The organism is Pseudoalteromonas sp. (assembly GCF_036960685.1).
Taxonomy (GTDB): Bacteria; Pseudomonadota; Gammaproteobacteria; order Enterobacterales; family Alteromonadaceae; genus Pseudoalteromonas.
Genome location: NZ_JBALXK010000001.1, coordinates 44,397 through 67,838, shown reverse-complemented (window position 1 = coordinate 67,838; position 23,442 = coordinate 44,397). Strand labels below are relative to the sequence as shown.

The 23,442-nt window shown below is 37.0% G+C and carries 29 protein-coding genes and 3 pseudogenes; 30 read left to right on the top strand and 2 right to left on the bottom strand.

From position 1 onward, the window contains the following. The first annotated feature begins 190 nt into the window (after nt 1-190). The 9 genes from V7783_RS00330 to V7783_RS00290 all read left to right on the top strand — a co-directional run bounded on the left by V7783_RS00330 (nt 191) and on the right by V7783_RS00290 (nt 7,932). On the top strand, nt 191-1,180 hold the full coding sequence (locus V7783_RS00330) for a restriction endonuclease (protein ID WP_335677037.1): 990 nt from the start codon (nt 191-193) through the stop codon (nt 1,178-1,180). Next, the gene (locus V7783_RS00325; RefSeq protein ID WP_335677036.1) at nt 1,173-2,063 is read left to right on the top strand and encodes an HNH endonuclease; all 891 of its coding nucleotides are present in this window, start codon (nt 1,173-1,175) and stop codon (nt 2,061-2,063) included. Before V7783_RS00330 ends, V7783_RS00325 begins: the two co-directional genes overlap by 8 nt. An 85-nt stretch (nt 2,064-2,148) precedes the next feature. Next, on the top strand, nt 2,149-2,604 hold the full coding sequence (locus tag V7783_RS00320) for a hypothetical protein (protein WP_335677035.1): 456 nt from the start codon (nt 2,149-2,151) through the stop codon (nt 2,602-2,604). 402 nt (nt 2,605-3,006) lie between these two features. Then, the gene (locus V7783_RS00315; RefSeq protein ID WP_335677034.1) at nt 3,007-4,002 is read left to right on the top strand and encodes a 5'-nucleotidase; all 996 of its coding nucleotides are present in this window, start codon (nt 3,007-3,009) and stop codon (nt 4,000-4,002) included. Between the two features lie 127 nt (nt 4,003-4,129). Continuing rightward, nucleotides 4,130-4,798 (top strand): hypothetical protein, encoded by a 669-nt coding sequence (locus V7783_RS00310; RefSeq protein WP_335677033.1) that lies wholly within the window; start codon nt 4,130-4,132, stop codon nt 4,796-4,798. Between the two features lie 129 nt (nt 4,799-4,927). After that, entirely contained in the window at nt 4,928-5,911 is a 984-nt protein-coding gene (locus V7783_RS00305; RefSeq protein ID WP_335677329.1) for a hypothetical protein, read from the top strand. Next, nucleotides 5,902-6,456, top strand: a complete 555-nt coding sequence (locus V7783_RS00300; RefSeq protein WP_335677032.1) for a non-canonical purine NTP pyrophosphatase — start codon at nt 5,902-5,904, stop codon at nt 6,454-6,456. Before V7783_RS00305 ends, V7783_RS00300 begins: the two co-directional genes overlap by 10 nt. Continuing rightward, complete coding sequence (locus tag V7783_RS00295) at nt 6,456-7,253, top strand: SIR2 family NAD-dependent protein deacylase (protein ID WP_335677031.1); 798 nt, start codon at nt 6,456-6,458, stop codon at nt 7,251-7,253. The genes V7783_RS00300 and V7783_RS00295 overlap by 1 nt, the downstream gene beginning before the upstream one ends. Before the next feature lie 265 nt (nt 7,254-7,518). Further along, nucleotides 7,519-7,932: a hypothetical protein gene (locus V7783_RS00290; RefSeq protein ID WP_335677030.1), complete on the top strand. Its 414-nt coding sequence runs from the start codon at nt 7,519-7,521 to the stop codon at nt 7,930-7,932. Between the two features lie 324 nt (nt 7,933-8,256). Here V7783_RS00290 and V7783_RS00285 read toward each other — a convergent pair whose 3' ends face one another. Next, nucleotides 8,257-8,715, bottom strand: coding sequence for a phage integrase N-terminal SAM-like domain-containing protein (locus V7783_RS00285; RefSeq protein WP_335677029.1), 459 nt, complete (start codon nt 8,713-8,715; stop codon nt 8,257-8,259). Nucleotides 8,716-9,677: 962 nt separating this feature from the next. Between V7783_RS00285 and V7783_RS00280 the strand changes: the two genes are divergently transcribed. The 6 genes from V7783_RS00280 (at nt 9,678) to V7783_RS00255 (ending at nt 12,990) form a co-directional block, all read left to right on the top strand. Further along, the gene (locus V7783_RS00280; protein ID WP_335677028.1) at nt 9,678-10,058 is read left to right on the top strand and encodes a hypothetical protein; all 381 of its coding nucleotides are present in this window, start codon (nt 9,678-9,680) and stop codon (nt 10,056-10,058) included. 103 nt (nt 10,059-10,161) lie between these two features. After that, complete coding sequence (locus V7783_RS00275; protein WP_335677027.1) at nt 10,162-10,701, top strand: hypothetical protein; 540 nt, start codon at nt 10,162-10,164, stop codon at nt 10,699-10,701. A 105-nt stretch (nt 10,702-10,806) separates the two neighbouring features. Beyond that, nucleotides 10,807-11,205: a hypothetical protein gene (locus V7783_RS00270; protein ID WP_335677026.1), complete on the top strand. Its 399-nt coding sequence runs from the start codon at nt 10,807-10,809 to the stop codon at nt 11,203-11,205. 96 nt (nt 11,206-11,301) lie between these two features. Continuing rightward, nucleotides 11,302-11,613: a hypothetical protein gene (locus V7783_RS00265; protein ID WP_335677025.1), complete on the top strand. Its 312-nt coding sequence runs from the start codon at nt 11,302-11,304 to the stop codon at nt 11,611-11,613. A gap of 137 nt (nt 11,614-11,750) precedes the next feature. Beyond that, entirely contained in the window at nt 11,751-12,494 is a 744-nt protein-coding gene (locus V7783_RS00260) for a class I SAM-dependent methyltransferase (protein WP_335677024.1), read from the top strand. Nucleotides 12,495-12,564: 70 nt separating this feature from the next. After that, nucleotides 12,565-12,990, top strand: a complete 426-nt coding sequence (locus V7783_RS00255) for a hypothetical protein (RefSeq protein WP_335677023.1) — start codon at nt 12,565-12,567, stop codon at nt 12,988-12,990. An 82-nt stretch (nt 12,991-13,072) separates the two neighbouring features. Here the strand turns inward: V7783_RS00255 and V7783_RS00250 are convergent. Then, a pseudogene (locus V7783_RS00250) lies at nt 13,073-13,345 on the bottom strand (group II intron reverse transcriptase/maturase); the annotation flags it as partial. Nucleotides 13,346-13,360: 15 nt separating this feature from the next. Between V7783_RS00250 and V7783_RS21190 the strand changes: the two are divergent. From V7783_RS21190 to V7783_RS00185, 15 genes and pseudogenes are all read left to right on the top strand, one after another. Next, a pseudogene (locus V7783_RS21190) lies at nt 13,361-13,589 on the top strand (transposase); the annotation flags it as partial. Between the two features lie 234 nt (nt 13,590-13,823). Beyond that, nucleotides 13,824-14,195 carry a hypothetical protein gene (locus tag V7783_RS00245; RefSeq protein WP_335677022.1) on the top strand — a complete coding sequence of 124 codons (372 nt, stop codon included), beginning with the start codon at nt 13,824-13,826 and terminating at the stop codon, nt 14,193-14,195. Between the two features lie 510 nt (nt 14,196-14,705). Beyond that, nucleotides 14,706-15,227, top strand: coding sequence for a hypothetical protein (locus V7783_RS00240; RefSeq protein ID WP_076920297.1), 522 nt, complete (start codon nt 14,706-14,708; stop codon nt 15,225-15,227). A 95-nt stretch (nt 15,228-15,322) separates the two neighbouring features. After that, a complete protein-coding gene (locus V7783_RS00235) occupies nt 15,323-15,994 on the top strand; it encodes an RDD family protein (RefSeq protein WP_064667545.1) in 672 nt (223 codons plus the stop codon). Nucleotides 15,995-16,280: 286 nt separating this feature from the next. Then, nucleotides 16,281-16,393 (top strand): annotated as a pseudogene (locus V7783_RS21185) (transposase); the annotation flags it as partial. A gap of 229 nt (nt 16,394-16,622) precedes the next feature. Beyond that, nucleotides 16,623-17,249: a LysE family translocator gene (locus V7783_RS00230; RefSeq protein WP_335677021.1), complete on the top strand. Its 627-nt coding sequence runs from the start codon at nt 16,623-16,625 to the stop codon at nt 17,247-17,249. Between the two features lie 116 nt (nt 17,250-17,365). Further along, on the top strand, nt 17,366-17,734 hold the full coding sequence (locus V7783_RS00225) for a DUF6508 domain-containing protein (protein WP_335677020.1): 369 nt from the start codon (nt 17,366-17,368) through the stop codon (nt 17,732-17,734). 82 nt (nt 17,735-17,816) lie between these two features. Further along, nucleotides 17,817-18,041 carry a hypothetical protein gene (locus V7783_RS00220; RefSeq protein WP_335677019.1) on the top strand — a complete coding sequence of 75 codons (225 nt, stop codon included), beginning with the start codon at nt 17,817-17,819 and terminating at the stop codon, nt 18,039-18,041. Between the two features lie 449 nt (nt 18,042-18,490). Next, nucleotides 18,491-18,739 carry a hypothetical protein gene (locus V7783_RS00215; RefSeq protein ID WP_335677018.1) on the top strand — a complete coding sequence of 83 codons (249 nt, stop codon included), beginning with the start codon at nt 18,491-18,493 and terminating at the stop codon, nt 18,737-18,739. Between the two features lie 520 nt (nt 18,740-19,259). Next, nucleotides 19,260-19,511 carry a hypothetical protein gene (locus tag V7783_RS00210; protein ID WP_335677017.1) on the top strand — a complete coding sequence of 84 codons (252 nt, stop codon included), beginning with the start codon at nt 19,260-19,262 and terminating at the stop codon, nt 19,509-19,511. A 113-nt stretch (nt 19,512-19,624) separates the two neighbouring features. Then, nucleotides 19,625-20,104, top strand: coding sequence for an Imm26 family immunity protein (locus V7783_RS00205; protein ID WP_335677016.1), 480 nt, complete (start codon nt 19,625-19,627; stop codon nt 20,102-20,104). A gap of 624 nt (nt 20,105-20,728) precedes the next feature. Beyond that, nucleotides 20,729-21,460, top strand: coding sequence for a hypothetical protein (locus V7783_RS00200; protein WP_335677015.1), 732 nt, complete (start codon nt 20,729-20,731; stop codon nt 21,458-21,460). Next, nucleotides 21,435-21,878 (top strand): hypothetical protein, encoded by a 444-nt coding sequence (locus V7783_RS00195; RefSeq protein WP_335677014.1) that lies wholly within the window; start codon nt 21,435-21,437, stop codon nt 21,876-21,878. Before V7783_RS00200 ends, V7783_RS00195 begins: the two co-directional genes overlap by 26 nt. A gap of 124 nt (nt 21,879-22,002) precedes the next feature. Continuing rightward, on the top strand, nt 22,003-22,434 hold the full coding sequence (locus V7783_RS00190) for a hypothetical protein (protein WP_335677013.1): 432 nt from the start codon (nt 22,003-22,005) through the stop codon (nt 22,432-22,434). A gap of 111 nt (nt 22,435-22,545) precedes the next feature. Then, nucleotides 22,546-22,854 carry a hypothetical protein gene (locus tag V7783_RS00185; protein WP_335677012.1) on the top strand — a complete coding sequence of 103 codons (309 nt, stop codon included), beginning with the start codon at nt 22,546-22,548 and terminating at the stop codon, nt 22,852-22,854. Nucleotides 22,855-23,442: the final 588 nt, after the last annotated feature.

The window sequence follows — 23,442 nt, the reverse complement described above, 5'->3', positions numbered from 1 at the left end:
CATGAAAATGAGCTGCGCGCGTATTGTTCTATTTAACTTTACTTTAAAGTTTAAGAAAACTTAGTGATAGTAATACCTTAGGTTATTTGTTAAAACTGTATAAAGTAGAAAAATGAGCGTGGCGTCGGCAGAGATATACGCGATTCGCGCACTATTAAATTAGAAGTCCCGAATAAGTAGGAGATGCTCATTGACATCAGTATTCGATTGGATAATCAAGAACGCATGGAATCTTTTTGGCGGGATAGGTGTGGCTGGTACGTTCTATTTCTCGTTGGCACATGTTCCTGACTATGTTAAGGACATTACGACAGGAAAAGTAAATGTTGTCCATGAAAGTCTTATGGATGATATACAAGAGCTTTTATTTTATGAAAAACCTGTAACGATTGAGGATATTGGATCTTTTATAATGGGTAAAGAACTCAAGCAAGGGGTTTCTTACCCGTATAATCCTGATGAGCTTTTGGTGCAAATTCAAGAGCGATTTATGGGGAATAAATTTATACCTTTAGAGAAGCGAGAGTCCCTTCTGGCCTCAATAAAGACTGTTAGAAGAAGTTACTCGTCTCCTACAGTGCCAGTTGAAAAACCTTTCGATTGGTCTTCAATCCTATCCTGGGCCTTTTCAGGTTTAGGCGTTTTGATCGCAGCGATTGGTGCGGTAAGCATAACTAGAAAGCTAAAAAATGACCGAGAAACCGAAGTGGATATGGTCGCTGGAGATGTTGTCATCAATCAGTACCACACTAGCATGACTGCTGCTGCTTATGAGTTCGAGAAAATGGTGGGAGAGGTTCTAGAAGAAATTGGGGCTTTAAAACCTTTACCCGAAGGCCGTTATGATCATGAATATGATTTCTTGGCTGCTGATAATAAAAGTGAATATATAGTAGAAGTAAAACGCTACAGTCGATTGCTTGGTCTCGGTACGGCGAGAGAGTTTATGTATAAAGTAAACCAATCTGGCAAAGGCGGAATATTGGTTGTTAGTTCTGGAGTTACACAAAGAACGCAGCAGTTGATCTATGAGCACAATAAGGTGTCCGAAAATCAAAAGGTATACCTCATAGTTGCTAACTCAAAAAATGAAGTGAAATCTAAGCTTTCGGATGTGCTGTCAGATAAAACTTCCAACAAATCAAAGCACTCAGACGCAAAAAGTTGCGCCGATGTTTGAAGCGTTAGAAACAAGCAGGAAAATGATGAAATACGATACTTCTGACTGGTCAGAAGCCTCAATTAGATTTGAAGCGCAAGGTAAGGCACCTAAGAGCTATGGTGAGAGGGTCTTTCGTTTCGGGGCAGCAATGACTTTGTCCGTCCTGTTACCAAGAAGAGGGTGGAAGCTAGTTAAGTCGACGAAAAACTACGCATATCTTCAACCTCCTGAAATTTCTAAGGAAAATATATATTCCCTAAAAGCTAAAGTTCCTACTAAAGAACAAGCTCTTGAAATAGCTCGGCATTGTTATGCAAAAGAAGAGTCTTGGATGGGGCAGCTTGGAGAATGGCCCGCTTGGTATACCCACAAGCGAAGAACGATTATGAATGAATTGGTTTCATCAGAGGACCGACGAAGCATAACGAAAAAGTTTGCTTACGAATTACCGCCTAAATCGGCTCTTCATATCGGTGAATGGGGCGTATGGGAGTTAAAGGTCGTGAAATCAGACGGCGATTTTGAAGTTTACGAATCGGGCGCAGTAAGTCGTGACGAAATTCCGAAAATTGATGACACTCAGATCATTGAAGGGCAAGAGTTGTCTTATCAGTTGACCAAATATGAGCGGAGTTCAAAGGCAAGACAGCAATGTATCGAGCATCATGGGGTAAAATGTAAAGTCTGTGATTTAAACTTTGAGAGTTTATATGGAGATATAGGTCGCGGATTTATCCATGTTCATCACATTGTTCCTGTGTCGCGTCAAAAAGATGAGTACCAAATAGATCCGATTAATGATTTGATTCCTGTATGCCCGAACTGCCACTCAATGCTTCACAGGCGTGATCCTCCTCATAGTATAGAAGAACTTAGAGCTATACTTCTTAACCGTTTCTAACAATCGGCTGCACAGCGACCGATTTTCCGCCGCTTTGCGGCTCTAAACCGGCGCGTGAGTCGGGCGTTAAATGCACGAGGTAGTTATGGATAAACCGTTTCAGAGAATAGGCTCAAAATCCAATGCTCATGTAGGGCGTGAGTTCGAATCCGCTGCATCAAAATTTTTTCTGAGCCAAGGCATAGAACTTGTTCCCAATTTGAAAGTTGAAGTCGGAGTTTCAAACTTGAAAAAACAACATGCGTTCGACCTCGGTTGTATTGATCAACAGATCATTGTCGAGTGTAAGGCTCATAAATGGACAATAGGTGGTAATGTTCCTAGTGCGAAATTGACGGTTTGGAATGAAGCAATGTATTATTTATATACAGCTCCAGCCGGTTTCAGAAAAATTATGTTTGTTCTTCGTGACTTCAGTACAAAGAGAAACGAGACTTTAGCTCAATATTATATCCGTACATATAAGCACTTAATCCCAAATGATGTCGAGCTTTGGGAGTACGAGGAGAACACTGAAAGTGCATCGAAAATGTGCATTTAACAAAGCGTTTAAGGCAGATTTCCAACGCTTAGCATTTTCGGTTTGTTTCAGCTTTAGTGTCTACGGCACAATGTTAGGTAAGATGGTAGCGTTGCTCACCACTTAACGCGACGCTACCACCGTCTGCTTCTGGCACTTTGCCGAAATTCAGCTTTGAGCGATAACCAGTCATTGAAAAGGTTAAACTTATTCATATTGTGATGAGTAAGAATCTAATTTGTCCGATAGCATTATTAACCAACATTTGGGTACACAATGGCAAGCTTAATTCCTAGCTATTTTAATTACCTGTTTACAAAAGTAATTATTGGTGAAATTATTACTTTTGTAATATACGCAGTTTTGGTGTGTTATAAACACTAGAGTTGTATTTAAAAAACTTTTGTCTTTCATGGAGGGCTTATGCCCATAGAATTAAATGACACTCTTGTAATCGGAATATCCGCTACAGCATTATTTGATCTTTCCGAAGCGGATAAAGTGTTTAATGAAAAGTTCAAGAACGATCCAGATACTGCGATAGATGAATATCGAAATTATATGCTCGATAGAGAAAACGATCCTCTTGAAGATGGTACTGGGATGTCTCTCATACGAGCCTTGCTAAATCTAAATAAAATACAACCTCCAGAAGATAAAGCTCCCATAGTTGAAGTCGTTGTAATATCTCGCAATAGCCCAGAGACTGGATTTAGAGTGTTGAAAGAAATTAGACGAAGAAAATTACCAATAACTCGTTCAGCCTTTACTGCGGGTGAAAAAAGTTCAAGTTATTTGGAAGCGTTCTATGTCGATCTATTTTTAACTACGAATGAGGAAGATGCACAAGAGGTTATAGATAGTAAAGTTTGTGCGTCTGCAGTAGTGAAACAGCCTCCAAAGGGTGCGGATAAATTAGATGAAAGCCAAGTTAGATTCGCCTTTGATGCGGATGCTGTTATTTTCAGCGAGGCTAGTGAAATTATCAACCAACAAGAAGGTTTACCTAAATTTTGGAGTAACGAAGACGAAGAGCAGGATGTACCATTACAAGAAGGACCTCATGCAAACCTCCTAAAAAAGCTATCAAAAGTACAAGAGCGGCTGCCTGGTAGAGTTGAGTTTTCACCAGTTAAATTAGCAATAATGACTGCTAGGAATAGTCCCGCGGAAATGAGAGTTATAAATACTTTAAGAGCATGGGATGTCTATATTGATCAAGCATTTTTCTTAGGTGGCCTTCAAAAAAGTCGTTTTTTAAAAGCTTTTAAGCCACACATTTTCTTTGATGACCAAGATTCTCATTTAGATCCCGCATCTTTAGATATACCTTGCGCAAAAGTTCTATACCCTAGTGACTCTCCTCTAAAAGAGTTAATAGCAAACAGGTTAAAAGGCGAAGGCGACAGTCAAGAGTGAAAACATAGAAAAAGCAAAGGTAAAACGCAATTCAACGGATGCCTAACGCTTGACTGTGCTCTATAAAACGAATTATAGCCTAGCGTTTTACGCCAATTATTGAGTTGTTTTATTTACAAGGAAGCATATGCAAGCGATCGACTACTTTCAATCAATTAAGAACAAACGATTAGAAGAGTTATCACTAGATGAACTAGCCTATGTTCATTTAAACGGTAGTGAGTTTAACGAAATAAAAGATGCCTACCTTGATTCGTCTTTACCTTTAGTTATAAACGAAATTAGACACGCTAAGTATCAACGTTATTCTCAAAATTTCTTGCCAGTGGCTGCCGCATTCACTGTTTTAGATCAGTTAGGCTTTTGTTATTCACGTAAAGATATTCCTGCTTATAGCCATGCTAACGCTAGTTCAATTAAGAAGTCATTATATTACTTCTGTAATTTCCAAGAAAATGATCAGGATACTAAAACAATATACGCTCTAAGAAATTCTTTTCTTCATACAGCTTCTATTTTGTCTAAAGCGGAAAACAATAATCAACCCAGTCATAGATTTGTATTCGATAGAAGTGCTCTAGATTTAATTAAATACCCTAGAGTCGCTTGGGATGGTAATTTTTATAATTTAAAAAGTGAAATGACAACATTTGTTAACCCTGAAATGTTCGTTGAAATGGCTGAGGAGGCAGTTCATAAAGCTTGCAACTACTTATATAATGATAATTTAATTGTTACATGTAAAAGTGGAGAAGCTGAATTTTTCTATAGGTTTCTAAAGTCACGGGCAAAGTAAATCTAATAAGCAATTAAAGCGGGTATATTTACAATTTACTTGGTTTCAATACGCTACATAGCTTTAATAAACAAATAAATTAATCTTGATAAAAGCATTGGCTGTTTTCATATTTAGGATGGGTAGGTGATGGAATATATCATTCCAGAAATGGAGAAAGGTGAATTACATGTTCATCTCAATGGACTCGTCAGTTCCGGACTAGTAAAAACGTTACTTGAAAATAATATTATTGATATGCCACAAGGTTTTGATCTTGAAAAGGACCTCAATGTCATAAAGCCAGCTAACAACTTATCTTCATACCTCAAACCTTGGGATCTTTTAAGGTTTATTCCTAAAAGCCGAGCTGACTTAACGCTCATTGTATTTGATGCGTTTGAAAATCTTAAGAAATGTAATATTGGATTTGTTGAACTTCGGAATAGTGTTTTATACATAGCTTTGCTTAACAAAGTTAATGTAGATGTAGCAATGGCTTGGTTATTAGAAGATATCGCAAGAGCATCTGAATATTACAGTATTAAGGCAGGTCTAATTCTTACTGTTACTAGAGGTGATTATTCACTAGAACAACTTCGCTCACTCTTAGATGCTTATGTAAAGTTAGGGAAACCAGATTTAATTATAGGATTAGACCTTGCAGGCAATGAAGATATTAAAGTCCCTGACACGCTAGCATACGAATTCGTTCGAGCTAAAATTGAATTCGGTTTGAAAGTTACCATCCATGCAGGTGAAACAGGAAGTTTTGAAAATATTATCATTGCTGTTAATGGTTTTAAAGCTGATCGAATTGGTCATGGAACTGCTGCAATCAAATCTAAAAAAACTATGGATCTTCTGAGAGAAAAAAATATATGCGTCGAGGTCTGCCTTATAAGCAATAGATTAACTAATGCAGTAAGCGCAAGTGAATCTCACCCTGTCATTGAATTTATTAATAACGAGGTTCCATTTGTAATATGCTCAGATAACCCCTCCATACATAGGTCTAGCTTAACTCAAGATTATATTGAATTTTATCGTGAAACAAAGAGTTCAATACATATTAAAAAAATGTTGGGAATGCAAAAAAAATTTAGCTTTATAGAGGGATTAACATGCAGATAAGGTTTGTTTCAAAGAATGATTTCAAAGTGGCTGAGGTACAAAAAATTCTAGATGGTACTGGAGTAACAGTTATTGCAGCAAAACACTCTATTAATGAAATACAAACAGAAGATGTAGATGAATTAGTTAAAGACAAACTATTAAAGGCATTTAAAAAAGTAGGACGTCCTGTTTTTGTAGAGCACACGGGTTTATATATCGATAGTTTAAACGGGTTTCCCGGAGGCTTGACGCAAATATTTTGGGACAAATTAGAAGCTGACAAATTCTCAGCATTGTTGGGAACAGGAGATAGTTTAGGTTTAGTTGCTAAAACAATTATTGGGTATTGCGATGCTAAAAAAATGCATTTCTTTAAAGGTGAAATAAAAGGCACTATATCTTCAGAGCCAAAAGGTGATAGAAGTTTTCAATGGGATTGCATATTTATACCTGAAGGTGAAACAGAAACGTTTGCTGAAATGGGTGATAAGAAAAATGAAATATCAATGCGAAAAATTGCATTTGATCAATTCAAAGCTTTTTTGGAAAAGAGTAAATTGTAATGGAACAACTATTAAGATCATTTAAAGAAGGTAACGTCATACTCTTTGTTGGAGCAGGTGTATCTATGAATCTTGGTTTGCCATCATGGGATTCGTTAATTGATAAAATCGCGAAAGAGTTGGATTATGATCCTGAGATTTATAAAACTTTTGGCAACCATTTAGCTTTAGCTGAATATTACCGTTTAAAAAATGGAAGTATTGGCCCACTAAGAAGTTGGATGGATAGAAATTGGCATACATCAAAGATTGACGTTTCAAAATCAAAAGTTCATGAAAATATAGCTAAAGCTGAATTTCCAATAATTTATACTACAAATTACGATCGTTGGTTGGAGTATGCATTAGACCATTATGGTAAGTCCTTTATCAAAATATCTTCCGTTGCAGACTTAACAAAAGTAGTAAGTAATAGTACCCAAATTATTAAGTTTCACGGAGATTTCGATGATGATAAGTCAATCGTGTTAGACGAAACCAGCTATTTTGAACGATTGGGTTTCGAAACTCCTCTGGACATTAAATTGAGGTCAGATGTTTTAGGTAAATCAGTATTATTTATTGGTTATAATTTGGCTGATATAAATATACGATATCTTTTCTATAAATTGTCGAAGCTTTGGAAAGCTCATCATATTGGTGAAGCACAACCCAAATCATTCGTTTTCTCACCAAAACCAAACCCAGTTCAAGAACGGATTTTAGAGCAATGGGGTATTGAAATGATTTCTTCTAATATTGAACATCCAGGTGAAGCATTAGAGGATTTTCTAAGCAAGTTTATAGACAAAATCTAACAAGTCATTATTTTTAAAATGTCCGCTCTTGGCACTTAGTGGAAGCAATTTATTTAATTTAAGAATGTTTCTGGCTTTGATGAGCGATGAAGTAAACATGGAGGTTTTAGTTAATATAAGTTGATTCTACTAAAGTTATACTATGAGATTATTTCCACTATTTGCTATTTATGTCATCTCATCAAGTAAGGTCATTTATGTGTACTTATAGACAAAGTGCTCACATATATACCCGTTAAGTTTAATTATAGTGAAGGAGTAAATTATGAATAGCAATCTTATTGGTGACGCTGGAGAGTATTTGGTTTCGTACTGTCTATCTCGAAGAGGTATCGCTGCCGCATTAATGAATGCAGGTGCAAAGGGAGTTGATATTCTAGCCACAGATTATGGTAAAAATGTAGTTAGCATTCAGGTTAAATCATCACAAGGTAAATCTCAGCCTCGCCAATGGATAGTGGGAAAGAAACAGCCTAGCGCTTCTAATCATTTCTTTTATGTGTTCTGTAACATATGGGAAGATCTCCATTGTGAACCAGAATTATTTATTGTGCCTAGCCTCTATGTAAAGGAATCAGTAAATTGGAATTCTAAAGTACCTTTGTTTAAATTAAATTCAGAGTCTGCCGAACGCTACTTAAATAATTGGGATCAAATTTTAAATATATTTAGTAAGTAGAAATTATCTACAAGTGACGGTGCTACGAAAGTCCGCAATTGGCACATAGCAGCCAACTAAACTTAGCAGTATTTTATGAGGTTGGCCTCATAAAGCCTGTATTTGGTAACTTTATGCCATTATATGCTTCAATTTTATGCCAAGTTATACTTCACTTACTACGCTGTAGCTCAGTAAAAGCATATGTTCTTATGCCAACTTATACTTCAAACAACATTGGGTGTTGTAAATTTTCCCTTTTTAATTATCTAAAAATCACCAATACTATGTTCTCACAATGCGCTTTATGGTGAATCCTCATCAAAATTGTAATGGCATCATTTTTTAATCAAAATCAATATCTTTCACTCTTAATTGCACCGCTTCCATTACTCTTAAACCACTACCATACATAAGGCCTGCAATAAGATAATAGCGCTTATTCAAATGAGTCATAAGCAGCTTAACTTCTTCTGGCGTCATAACTACAGGTAGTTTTGCTTGTTTCTTACTGCGGGCAAAATTTAAGTTTAACGACAGTTCATTTTTTATTATGTGCTTGTATAAAAATGACAATGAATTGAGTGCTGTGGCTTGCGTACGCGGTGCAACATTTTGTGTTAACACTAAGTGTTCTAGATAGCGTTCGACTTCATTGTCTCCCATTGAGGCGGGGTGGCGCTTATCATGAAAATGGATATAAGATGCAATCCACCTCAGGTACGTGTCCACGGTACGTAATGAATACTGACGTACCAACATATAATCAGCGATATAATTTAAAAATGGGGAGCGCGTTTTCATGTCATTACCAATATAAACAACTGTATAAATATACAGTTTAGTTGTTTTACTCCCATATTCAAGAAAATGAGCGACGAGCGCATTTTCTCTTTTCTGAATATCTTTAGTACCAATAAAAAATTATAGTTGGCAATGCATTAAGTTATTTGTTAATAATAGATTTATTAGATACATGAGCGTGACATCGGCAGAAAGATACGCGACGCGCGCACTATAAAATTGTTATGGTTTAAAGCCGTAAATAGTTTAACGTCGAGAAAAACACAGTTCAGCGCAATAGTTTCAAAAAATATTGCAGCTGCGTTTAGCACTGAAGTTGTTGTCAGCATTATAAATCGCTGGCAGTATCCAATATCACGGTAGGTTCTAAGCGGCATTTATACTGGCTCAGGCTTACTTAATTATTACAAATTATGGTCAGGTTTTACGTTCAGTTTCAGCGTAATTATCTGACCATAACAAGGCAAAGCACTGCGACCCAATACTCTCCGCTTCGTTTTTGTGCGTAAAAATACTCGCACAAAAACAAAGCTCCGGCATTGGTCGCGTGTTTGCGGCGTTATGTTTTAAGGAAAGTATGAGTCTAATACGCAGCTCGGGCGTCTATACGAAACTAAATATTTGCTTAAGTTTATTTTGTATTGGCGGCTTATTTGCGTTTTTCGGTAATCTCGTTATTTCTATTGTTGGTTGTGTATTTTTAGTTTTATCATTTTTTATTGGTAAGTTTGGTGTTATATGCCCTAATTGTGGTTGTAATTGGCTGTTTACTTTTCTTACTCGCACAACATGGAACTTGGATATTAAAGAGTTATATAACCTTGAATCTTGTCCTAGGTGCAATTTAAAACATAACAAGCAAATTAATCAGGACAAATAACAGTTGGTTTTGCTCCTGCGTCGCTTATTTTAACCAACTGATATTTGACCATTATTTGGGCGTTATGTTCCAAGGAAGGTTTGTGAAAATTATATCGGCAAAGTTAAATAAAGAACCTTATCATTCACTTACAAAAAAAGATGTGAAACTAATTTTTAGTCTAGTTCCGAATGAATGGATTTCAGATATTAAAGAGGTTGTAATTGCTTCTGAGATGTTTTCGAAATCTAGGTTTGATAGACCTGTTATATATTCTTCTTATTTAAATCGCCTTAAAATTATTTCACGAGGCTATTCTAAAATTGATGCGGCTAAAGAGGTTCTTCGTGAGTTAGGAGTAAATGGGGGTATAGCCCAAACTCAATTTGCTAACCATATCCCAAAGTCAGAATTAGTTAACCTCGATAAAGTAGTCGCTTTTTATTTGTCAGAATTCTGTGCACAATTGGAACATAACAAATGAATTATTTTGTTCGTAAACTCACTGGGAATTTTACTCGCTGCCCTGCGGCCAAAGCGAGTGTAAAACCCCCATATTCAAAGCGTTATAAGCCTTTAGGATTACGATGAAACTTTTCGACTTCTTAGCTCAAATGAGTGAAGAAAAATTCCCACTTCGTATAGATTACCGCGAACATATCGGCTGCGTTGATGTTGAAGTGAAAGCATTTTCAGAGCGTTGGGTTGTGTCCTTTGACGAAGATGGTTTCGTCGATTTTGTCATTTATAAAGATATTGATGCGCCAGACAATGAAAATGCTAATTTATTAGAGTCTCTATTTAATCGTCCTCAACAAGCTTGGATAAATGCATCAAAAGACTTAGATATCGAATTTATATCACCGTATGTGTTCGTCGGTTCGGATGGAGAAAAATACCAAATTACAGGTTTGTTGCCTCAGTTTGGTGGCAAAAATGGTACTTTGATTACATCTCGTAAAGATGATGATGAAGCTTGCTTTGAAGCAAGAAAATTGGAAGGCTTTCAAAGCACAGGGCTTAATCCTACTTATTACGATAAGTATGATCGTGAAAATGTCATTGAAACTTTGCGAGATTGGGCGTGGAATTCTAAAGAACAAAAACCAGAATGGTACGGTGAATAGGCTTATAACAAGTCGCTCAAAGTGGACGCAAAACAGTTGGCTTGCGCTCATTCTTCGCTAATTTTAGCCAACAATTTTGCGCCCGTTAGCGAGGCGTTAGGTTTCATGAAAGTATTTAGCACCAATTTAAGAAAGGCTATTGCAGCCACCGCCATTTCTCCTTTGGCTGTTATACCTGCAATTTTGAGTTTCACTTTTGTGTCATGGTTATTCGGTACGGATTTCGCTGTTTCAAATTTTAACGAACTTCCTGTGCTATTTATGATTATTTTATTTTTAGCATACCCTTTGACTGCGGCTATTGGCTTACCTTGTAATTTTGTCTTATTGCGGTTTAATTTGTTTAAACTAACTGTAATATTGGCAATCGCAGTTGTAGCAGCGTTAATTATAAGTTTAATGTTTAACCTTACGTTTGGTGGTTGGGTTTTTTATACGTATTTAACTTGCTCAATAGCTTTTTTATATTGGTTTGTATTTACTAGGGTGTGCAATGAAACCTAACAAAACAATAAACAACATTCGCTACGCTCATTGGGAAAAAGCCTCGCTGTCGCTCAGCTTTTCTCGTTATTGTAAGCGTTATACGAAAATATGATCATGGATATCTCTAAGTATTACGAAAAGGCGAAGGAAGTTGGAGAACTTGCAAAAATTCAGGCTCCATCCATTTTGACTGCTCTTGATTACAGTCCAGATGATGACCACCCTTCATCATGGGTGCCAAAAGTGCAGAAGTCGTTACTCGATTTTTATAAGGAATTTCCGGAGTCTGTTACAGCCAACAAAGCGCTAAACCTGTATATACAGGGTGAAATACTGGAAGATCAAGCGGAACGGAATATGGTGGTAAAAGCAGGTTTCGGCTGTTTAATCCTAGGTCTGGTCATCGGATGGTTTATATGGGCTTAGCAACGTATAACAAGGTTGAGCACAATCGCCCTTCGGGCTGGACCTCCGTAAGCGTCACACCTTTTGCAAAAAAAACTCAAAAGTTGCGCCACTTACTCCGGCCTGTGTCAACGGCGTTATACCTTCAGGAGTAATTTATGAGTCAAGCATGGAACGCAAGTCAATATATCAATCACGCTTCTTTTGTTGCAGAGCATGGCTCTCCAGTACTGGATTTATTAAATCCAAAGCTAGGAGAAAGAATATTGGATTTGGGCTGTGGTGATGGAGCGTTAACGCAAGACATAGAACAAATGGGTGCAAGTGTTCATGGAGTCGATTCAAGCGAGAGTATGATTGAAGCCGCCCAGAAAAGGGGGCTTTCCGCTGAAGTAATGAGCGGGGATAGTCTAAGCTTCCATAATGAATTCGATGCGGTTTTTTCAAACGCCGCTCTTCATTGGATGATAAACGAAGAGTCTGTTCTATCTGGAGTATCTAATGCACTAAAACCAAATGGGCGCTTTGTTGGTGAGTTTGGAGGTCAAGGTAATGTGGGTGCTTTGGTAAATGCTATGACTAAGGTCTTCGAGAGCCATGCTGAGTTCGGAGAATTTGTTAATCCTTGGTACTTTCCGAGTGTTGAAGAATACAAACAGAAATTACAAGACCATGGATTTCACATTCATTATATTGAGTTAATTCCTCGACCTACACCGTTAGAGTCTGGTATTGGAGAGTGGTTAAAAATATTTTCTAATGGAATAACGAAAAATCTTAATCCAAAACAAAATGATCAATTTCTAAATGAAGTTGAATATTTAGTTAAGCCACATTTGTTTATTGAAGGGCAATGGGTGGCGGATTACGTCAGGTTGCGGTTCTCTGCACAAAAGGTATAACAAATCAATCAAAGTCGCCTTCGGCTGGACGCGCTTACAGCGCGCCCTTTATTGAGACGTTAGTTGTCTTATGAGTAAATTGATATATCGAGACGTTCATACAAATGAGTTTTCTGATTCTGAAATTTGGGAAGCCATTAAAAATGACGATCGCGAAGCACTAGTTTTAATTCCTATGAAATTAGGATTTTGTCACGACAATTGGAAATTCACTCAAGAAGTAAGTGTTCGATTGTCTGAGCACCCAGATGAAACTATTCGTGGCAATTCAATGCGAGGGTTTGGATACACCGCTATGAATCATGGCAAACTGGAAAAGAACATCGTTAAACCAGTTTTGTTACGCGCTCTAAAAGATTCCAGTGATTGGGTTAAAGGTTGTGCTCAAGACGCAATTGATGATGTTAATAACTATATGGGGTGGCGTATAGGAACTGCAAAAGAAAACAAAGAAAGAGAAAAACGTTTTTATGAGCGCAGGAAAAACGACAACTAATCGGGTAGCCGGAGGTCTCTAACCTCCAGCCCCCACACCACCCATCATGCGCTTTCTATTAGCAGGAAGTGCAATGGGCGGTTCATCTCCCGTAATGAATATTGATCCAAATATCCCTCAATGACACTAAACCTTGTGAAGCTAAGTAGTTATTGCCTAGCGCAATGTTAATACCTTTTGTTTTTGAGCTTCTACAAGGGCCTTTACTGGTGATACCACAGGCTATGGCGAGTCGTTCGCTAACACCCAATTTCATTAAACTGCGTACTTTGGTGCGTGCTATTCCTTATAAAGAGAGTCATTGCCGCCAGTAGCACATCCTTATCCTACGGCGGATCCAATGATCTAAATCCATTGTTAGCTAATTTAAATGAAGGTCAAAATAGACAGCCCTATGGGACGACGACAGCTTTTTACTTAAGGAATGGCAAACGACTAGGCTGTATAGAGCCTGCTTTCCTTTAAATAAAAAGCGGAATATTACCGTCAATAAGGGCATGAATAAATTGACTTTACGGGGTCAAACGAAAGTGAATGCTCAGTGGCAGCTGTATTGCCTTGTTCATAATCTAGAAAAGCTGAGAAACACGATACTTTAATAAAGGTAAGCCCTTATTACCTCAAATAAGCCACTCAAACACCTGTCATACCTTCCAAAACACCAATTAAAGCAACAGTAAATTCTCTTTTTATATTTTACGAAAAATTGAAGTAACTAATTGAATCAAAATAGGAACTCGGCTATGGTTAATACATTAATAAAAATAAATTAAAAACGAGTAATTCTACAGGCTCGTTAGGTTTAAACCATACATCGGAGTTCTGTTTTAATTATGGAAGCAGTAAAAGAAAAAAATATCGAAGTAGATTCAGTTAACGAAAATAAAGTAAAGAATGAAACTCTCACTACAGAGCTTCACTTTGAACTACTAAAACAATATGCATGGCTTTCATCTGCCGTAATTGGTGCAATTATTATACTTGTACAATTAAAGGCTGTTGAAATGGGGAATGATGTTTATATTACCTTGGGGCTTTTAGGTTTATCTATATTCTTTTCAATTGTTGGGCAAGACCATATTGTTGACTCATTACTCAAAGGTAAAGATATATACAAAATATCTAAAACTTTAAAATTTATTAGAGGGGTTTCAATGGGATGTTTAGGTATAGGGGCTGGCTATTTTTCAGCTACCGTATTTTAAACCTAACACATATGAGCCTTAACTCTGTCAATATGCACTAGTATTTTATTTGACCGTTTTAATAAAGTGACGGTCAATTAAAAATCAACTCTAATTCAATAAGCAAATTCGTTTACTTCGTCTGTCAATGTGGCTGTTAAGCAAGTAGCTTACATTAATAGCACTGCATTTGTTTATTTCCCTCTAAAGCGCAGCGTCTCTGAGCCTCTCTGTGAATAATTTACTAAAATTTTTGCACAAAGAGCATGGAATGAGAAGTAAATGAGGGTGAACCTAAAGGCTAATATTGATATGTGAAAACACGAAGCATTAATAAAGGTAAGCTACAACCTCTCCAAATAAGCCACTCAAACACCTTGCAAAACGCCAATTAAAACAACAGCAAATCCTTTTTATATTTTACGTCAAATCGAAGTAACTGATTGAATCAAAATAGGAACTCGGCTATGGTTAATGCATCAATAAAAATAAATTAAAACGAGTTATTCTACAGGCTCGTTAGGTGATCGAATGGGATTGTTCAGCATATTCAAAAGGAAAAAACCAAAGCCTGACTTAGAGTTTGAAAATTATGCTCAGGAGGTAATGGCCGATTTTCAAAGAAATGATTTTCTTGGCAAAGCAGCTGAGGCCGGTCATAAGGCTAAGGCTGCGGTTAAAGAGATGCAATATGATAAGGCTTGGGGGTTTTATCAAGAACAAAAATCATTCTATATGCAGCACGCTAACCGATCAGGCTTTACGGCTAACCAAGTTCTAGCGCTTGACGCTAGCGTCCATGAAGATATGGCGAATATTTTAAGGCTTGAAAACAAGCACGAAGTTGCATTGGTTAATATCGTGTATTGGGTTTTAGCTGGAGTTGATAGGCCTATCAAGCGACATCAACAAAAGCTTAAAAGCTACTTCAATAGGTGCAAACTGAAAAATACTGAATTACCCGAGGCGGAGAGAATTATAGCCACTAATACAAAATTGCCAGAATTCACGCTTGCAAAGTCTATTGTCTCAGAATGGGTGTCTCGTGGGTAATCACCTAACAAATCAAGGCAGCATCGCCCTTCGGGCTGGACGCGCTAACGCGCGCCGCTGCTTGAGGCGTTATGTACTTAAGGAATTATCAAATAATGGATTATGAACCAAACTTTTCAGAATATTCTTATGACGAATTATTAGATGCTGAAAAACATATCGATAAAGAAGCCTATCCCGATCGATATGAAAAAGTAATAAAGCTCTTAAACGATCCAAATCATATACCCGAAGGCAAAGTTGAAGCCCTTAAAGAAATTGAAATAGATAAATATTCTACATTCTGGCCACGTTTTTGGGCGGCAACAATTGACGGTATCTTATTTGCCATACTTCTGTATATCGAGTGTTTAATATTTGGTGTTGAATACAGCACTCAAGATAAGTTTCTTCAAGCCTTAAATGGTGTTCAATTCGCAATATACGCTATTTTTATGCACGGTTACTTTGGCCAAACTCTTGGAAAAATGTTTATGGAAGTTAAGGTACTAAATCATGCTACTGAAACCGAGATTAATGTTAAACAGGCGCTCCGAAGAGAATCGGTTAATTTAGTACTCAATATTTCTTGGGTACTAATTATTTTAACCGTTGCCACAACACTAGAAATGACCGGAGCTATTTCTGTAGGTTTATCTTATGCGGTTATTGGTTTTGGTATTTTAGCTTTAGTGTGGGGAATATCTGAGTTTGTTACCATGTTATTTAATGATAAACGCAGGGCTGTACATGATTATATTGGTAAAACAGTTGTAGTACGTACATAACAAGCAATTAAAGCGGGACTTTTTACAGTTTGCTCGGTTTCGCTTCGCTACACAATTTTAGCAAACTATTAAAAAGCCCCTTAATGTGGGCGTTGAGGCTGTATATTTACTCTTTTTAGGAACTAACTCCACACATTTAACTTGGTTGCTTTTTAACCTTGAATCCACTGGGTTACTGTGATCTAATAAGTATTATTCACCCACGGTAAATTGTCATGGCTCTTTCATTAGGTAAGGAGTCAAGCCTGACTTATCCTGCCAAATAAATTCATTCCTATCAATTTCGCTGAATAAATTGACTTTACGCGGACAAACGAAAGTGAATGCCTTCACTTCATTCTGCGGCAACTGTATTGCTTAGTTCATAACATAGAAAAGCTGCAAAACAGTCTGCATTAAAAAAAGGTAAGCTACTACCTCTCGAAATAAGCCACTTAAACACCTGTCATACCTTCCAAAACACCAACTAAAGCAACAGCAAATCCTCTGTTTATATTTTACGTAAAAGTCAGTTGTCGATTGAATCAAAATAGGAACTAGGCTATGGTTAATGCATAAAATAATAAATTAAAAACGAGTTATTCTACAGGCTCGTTATGCCACAGCCAGAAAACATGGAGAAAAGGAAATGGACTTAAATTCACTATTACTATTTGTAGTCGCTTGTCTTGCTATCAATATGATACCTGGACCAGACGTAATCTATATTGTTTCAAACACAATGAAGGGTAAGTTGGCAACGGGATTTAAAGCTGCAATTGGCCTTGGTGTTGGCTACTTTGTTCATACATTAGCTGCGTGTTTGGGGTTGTCCGCGATAATTCTTAGCTCAGCGGTAGCTTTTAGCGCGGTAAAATGGTTGGGTGCAGCTTACTTAGTATATTTGGGGGTTCAGTCGTTACTTTCTATGTGGCGCGGAGAGAGCAAAATAATGTTAAGTAAAAGTGTTGAAAGCAATAAAAATGTGTTTATACAAGGTATTATTGTTAGTGTTTTAAACCCAAAGGTGGCGCTATTTTTCCTTTCATTCCTGCCTCAGTTTATCGATATATCTTCGGGCTCAGCGTCGATGCAATTATTAGTGCTTGGTTTGTTATTTAGCGCTTTAGCTACGATGTGTAACATTTTATATGCCACAGTTGGTAGTTGGGTATTTAGCCGTTCAAATTCTCAGCGATATTCGCGAGCACTTGAAGGCGTTTCAGGTGTCTTGCTCATTGGTTTAGCTAGCAAAGTCGCAATCAGTGATCGCTAGTGTCCATACAAGCAAATTAATCAGGACAAATAACAGTTGGTTTTTGCTCCTGCGTAGCTTATTTTAACCAACTGATATTTTTCCATTATTTGAGCTTTAGGTTTCATAGAGGATGTATGTTTTCAAAAAGTGATGTGGAAAAACTTGAAAAAGACTATAGGCAGGCTAAGGAGGCGCTACCTGATATAGATCACTCAGGTGGTTACCCTAAATACCCTGAAGTTATTTCTAAATTTATGAATGCTTTTTGTGCTCCTCCATGGTTAAAAATTGATTATGACCCACGAGAAGTAAAAAAGATCATGTCCAATATAGATAATGCTTCTCCTGATAACTTATGTAATGTGCTAACAAATGCGAATCGGATTGAACGTTTTGGTGATGGACAATGGGCTTTACTTTTAGAAGGAGATTTTTTTCCTTTAGTTATATCCCGTGCATACGTACTTACGAACACAAATTGTTCATTCAAGAAGGGACGCTAAAAGCTTGGCTTGCATTCATTCTTCGCTAATTTTAATCAATTATTTTATTGCCTGTTAACAGGGCATTGGCATTATTTAAAATATGAGTAGCAAACCCAAATATCCAATTACAGTATTATTGAATGAAAGCGCTGAAATTGAATCATATAAGTCTGAGATTGAATTAGTTACATCCCTAGAGTGGTTTGAAAGCGAAAATTCACAGTGGCAAGCAAAAGTAATAGATAAAACGGGTGCAAGAGTTGTATTAAAAATTGAAGCTTTAAAGTTATTGGAACTTGAGTATAAACACTTAACAACTGCTTAGACCTGAAAAAAGTTAATAGGGTCAGGTATTTCTTCTTGCCTTTTCTAAATGAAAGTAACGGTTATTGAAAAACTTAGTCTTATTTTTTCTTCTAAAAACTGTTAAGTAGTGGTTTGTTTTTAAAGATATTTATTAAAATTCCAATGTATTTAATGCTGTTTTTAGCAGCAAACACAGTTCATAGCAAATACATTACCTCACTTAATGATGTGGGAGTACCCATTGAAATGAAAGTGGCAAAAAGCAAGGCCTGACCCCCATGTGTTTTAGGCGACTTCATTGAATTCTTTATGTGTATCAAGACCGATAAAAAGTATGCTATGTTTATTCATGTTAGCCTCTGCTGTTTAGTTATTTGACAAACTAATTATGGCTCTGGCTTTGAATTAAGCTAACCCACGAAAAGCGGAGGCTAACACCGTGTGGGAGTCATTATGTCTAGGTGTTTCATGAAGTCGGTATATCTATTAGAACATTTACATGTGATCTCAGATGATAATGAGTGTGTAAAAACAATTGGGATATATGCGTCTGAAGTAGATGCATTAAATGCGGTAGAGCGATTAAAGCATCAACCAGGGTTTAAAGATTTTCCGGTTGTTAACCCTCTTTCAGGTGATGAAAGTGGTTTTTACATAAACACTTATCAAATAGGTGAGGATAATTGGTCGGAAGGTTTCGAAACAGTAAACACCTAACACATATGAGCCTAACTCAATCAATAGTTACCAGTATTTTTTTGACCGTTTTTATACAGTGACGATCAATTCTAAATCAACTCTAATTCGATAAGCAAATTCGTTTACTTCGCCTGTCGATGTGGCTGTTAAGCAAGTAGCTTACATTATTAGCACTGCATTTGTTTATTTCCCTCTAAAGCGCAGCGTCTCTGAACCTCTTTGTGAATAATGCACTAAACTTTTTGCACAAAGAACAGAGAAAGAGAAGTAAACGAGGATGAACTTGAAGGCTAATATTGATATGTGAAAACACGATGCATTAATAAGGGGAGCTGCTACCTCACCAAATAAACCACTTGAACACCTGTGATACCTTTCAAAACGCCAATTAAAACAACAGCAAACCCACTTTTTATATTTTACGTAAAATCGAAGTAACTGATTGAATCAGAATAGGAACTCGGCTATGGTTAATGCATCAATAAAAATAAATTAAAAACGAGTAATTCTACAGGCTCGTTATAAGCCAAAGGAAGATATGAGTTTACTGAAGGAACAATTAGCTAAAGTTAGAACTCCGTTTAGGGTACTTGCTGGTTTCATCTTTGTACTTTCATTGTTTGCGACTTTAGCTACGGTTACTTTTGCGTTTACAGAACCATATGATCATATTATTTGGCTTTTAGGTATCGTGACGTTTGGTATGTCATATATATCAGGGCATGTAGTGTTTACAGGTTATGCCCCTAAATTTTTACTGTTTACGCATGGAGCTAAAGATGGCTTATAACAAGTTTCTCAAGTTCGTTCGTAAACTCACTGGGACAATTAACAGTTGGCTTGGCGCTTCGCGCAAGTATAGCCAACTGTCAATTGCCCCTTAGCAAAGCGTTAGGTGACTGAGTGGCATTACCTGAAACAAACATGGAAGTACAAAAACCTTATCGAAAAAAGCTAAGAGAAGGGGATATATTTAGGCTCAAGTATCCTGATGATAGGTATGTCTTTGGTCAGATCGTTTCTTTGACTGCGAAAGCAGGTGGTTTTGAAAACTGCATAAAAGTCTACGTATTTGATGCAGTGTTTAACGAACCTGAGAAGGTAATCGATTTGACTTCTAATGAATTGATGTTTGCTCCATTGTTTATCAATCGCTTGGGTTTTTCTCGTGGATATATGCCGATTGTTGATAACAAGCCTGTAGTGCAAACATCCACAAAATACTGTTACTTTGATGTGCCATTCAAAAAATATCTCAATGCTGAAGGAGATGAAATTTCCAATGCCAAGGGGTTAGTGGGGACATGGGGTTTAAGTAATTACCTGGTACTTGATGATTTGGTTAGTGAAAAACTCGGTATTCCCGTGATTGAGGCTACTTAAACGTCACCTAACAAACTGTTTAAAGTGGATAAAATTACGTTGGCTTGGTTTCGCTCCGCTTCACATTTTAGCCAACATAATTTTGCCCATTAACAGGGCGTTGAGGCTGTGGAATTACTCTTTTTAGGAACTGATTCTACGCATTTGGCTTAATTTTTTTAACCTTGAATCCGCCGGGTGACTGTGATCTAATAGATATTATTCACCCACGGTAAATTGTTATGGCTCTTTCATTAGGTAAGGAGTCAAGCCTGACTTATCCTGCCAAATAAATTCATTCCTATCAATTTCGCTGAATAAATTGACCTTACGCGGACAAACGGAAGTGAATGCCTTCACTTCATTCTGCGGCAACTGTATTGCTTAGTTCATAATATAGAAAAGCTGCAAAACAGGCTGCATTAAGAAAGTTAAACCCTTATCACCTTAAATAAGCCACTCAAACACCTGTCATACCTTCCAAAACACCAATTAAAGCAAAAGTAAATTCTCTTTTTATATTTTACGAAAAATTGAGGTAACTAATTGAATCAAAATAGGAACTCGGCTATGGTTAATCCATCAATAAAAATAAATTAAAAACGAGTTATTCTACAGGCTCGTTAGCAATACTAGGAAAGATCAGTGAAAATTTTTGGAATTGCCATTTATCTTTTATCATTTTTTGTTCAAGCCGAAATTTTCGAAAAGATCGACTGTGGCTCATATGACGCGTCTAAGTACACCAATAAGCTTGAGTTTAAAGGAGAAACCACAAGCTTGATTGACGAATTTGGCGTCGGAAACTTTATTAATGATATTAATAAGTCAGGTCAAAAGACTGAACTTGGTTCATATGTTGTTTTAAAGCTGGTTGATCGAAAAACAGGAAAATATGAAAAATCTTTTCTTCGTAGATCTCCAAATATTGAAGGTGAAACAGCTGTAGAACATCAAACAATTCAACCAGATTTAATATTAATTTTGGGGCAGAACATTCTTGCTGGCTCTAATAAAGGGGAGTTTGGTGGTGAGTTAGTTCTTATAGATGCTAGTGATGAAGTTTTATTGATTCGCGAAATGAATGTCGAGGACATTTACGAAATGTCATTTGGATTGGTAGTCACTTCCGGCTTAGCGCATATGATGTCGAATGAAGGTGAAGTAAATCTAATCACCAAGGAATTTAAATTGCAGAAATTATTTAGTCTCGTTGGTATGCCTAAATCATCTTGGAAATTAAGTAATGGCGACCTTCTCATTAATAGCTATCCGTCAGGCTCACAGGTTCTAACTAAATCTGGTCACTTAAAACGAGTTGAATGTATTGATAACAAATCAAGTAACACGGATGCTGCAAGCAGCACCGATTCTTGAAGCGTTATGTCTTCGGGAAATTGAATCAATGAGGTTATTTTTTGTATTGCTGCTTCTCAGCTTTCAAACAAGTGCATCTACATGTTTAATAACTGAAGAGATGCAAACTGCTTGGAACAATCAGTACGCTTCTTCAATATTACCTTCGATTACTAATATCGAAGGTAATAGTGATGTACTCGTTACATTTCCAAATGAGATAGAAGGATTAAGCCTTTCTTTTGTCTTTTTATACTTGGGCGAAGACGAAGATCCACAGTTCGTATCTAAGCTTGGCATCCACGAAGAGAACGGGAAGCCAGCGGTATATTTCACTTTAAAAGAGACATTCGCAAAAGGTGGTTACATCGTCGCAAATTATGGCAAAGACTGTGGTATTCAAGTTTATAAAAAGGTTGTTTTTGGTGAACAGACATAACAAGCGCATAAACACTTGCTTTGCTCGCGTGGGACAAAAATACGTAGGCTCCCTGCGCTTCGCTTGGTATTGTAGCCTAAGTATTTTTGCCCGTTATGCGGGAAGTTAGCAGTGCAAGGAAGTTATGAGTAAGCATATTTGGGATATCACAATTCATGACTTATCAGAACATTCTGTTTGGCAATTTCCTATGTGGAAAGATGATAGTTGTGATGACACAATTATTGCCCCTGCAAGTGAAAATGATGCGTTAAACCCTAATTCAAACATTATCGTCAAAGCTAAATTTATTGATGCTATTGGTACTGAGTTTGTAGGTTTTATAAATCATGGTTTAACTGAAATTGAATACTCTCAACCATGTATGTTTGTAAAAGATGAAGTTGTTAGTTTTTGGTTCGGTATATCTAAACCAAGTAAAGCCGATTTAATTAAGCTTAACTTTCCAATCGTAGCAACATCAATTCCTGCTTATGGTTTGGAATCAAAATCAGTGAACATTGATGGTTATGGTTATATAAACGAAAATTCTAGCACTTGCGTAATGCACTGCTAACAAGGCAATTAAATAACGGACACGTAACAGTTGGCTCGGTTCCGCTTCGCTTCACATTTTAGCCAACTGTTACTTAGCCGTTTATTGCGGCGTTAGCTTTGCAGGGAAGATATGAGTTATTTTCAAGTATTATTGGAAGGGGAAAACTTTTTTATCGAATTTGATGGAAAAGAGGAGTTACTCGGGTTTGTAACTACTCGTTGGGTGAAAGCGAAAGATAAGGAAGAGGCCGAGTTAAAGGCTGTTGACCTAGTAAAAAATGATCAGCACCTTCGTAATTTACTTCGAACCAGTGACGGCGACCTTCCTTCACCAATGATCTTTTTGAGTGAGATGCGTGATGTAAATTGGTTTACCTATTTTCGCCGTAACCCAGGAGCGGGATATTCGTTTTATTCAATGGATTGTGATGAAAGCTAACATGTTAAATCATCGGAAAACCATTCGCTGCGCTCGCGTTTTCCGCTGTTTAAAGTGTTGAGGCTGTAGATTTACTCTTTTTAGGAACTAACTCCACACATTTAACTTGGTTGCTTTTTAACCTTGAATCCACTGGGTTACTGTGATCTAATAAGTATTATTCACCCACGGTAAATTGTCATGGCTCTTTCATTAGGTAAGGAGTCAAGCCTGACTTATCCTGCCAAATAAATTCATTCCTATCAATTTCGCTGAATAAATTGATCTTACGCGGACAAACGGAAGTGAATGCCTTCACTTCATTCTGCGGCAACTGTATTGCTTAGTTCATAATATAGAAAAGCTGCAAAACAGGCTGCATTAAGAAAGTTAAACCCTAATCACCTTAAATAAGCCACTCAAACACCTGTGATACCTTGCAAAACGCCAATTAAAACAACAGCAAATCCTTTTTATATTTTACGTCAAATCGAAGTAACTGATTGAATCAAAATGAGAACTCGGCTATGGTGAATGCATCAATAAAAACAAATTAAAAACGAGTTATTCTACAGGCTCGTTATGTGAGCTTTAAGGTAAGGAGTACCA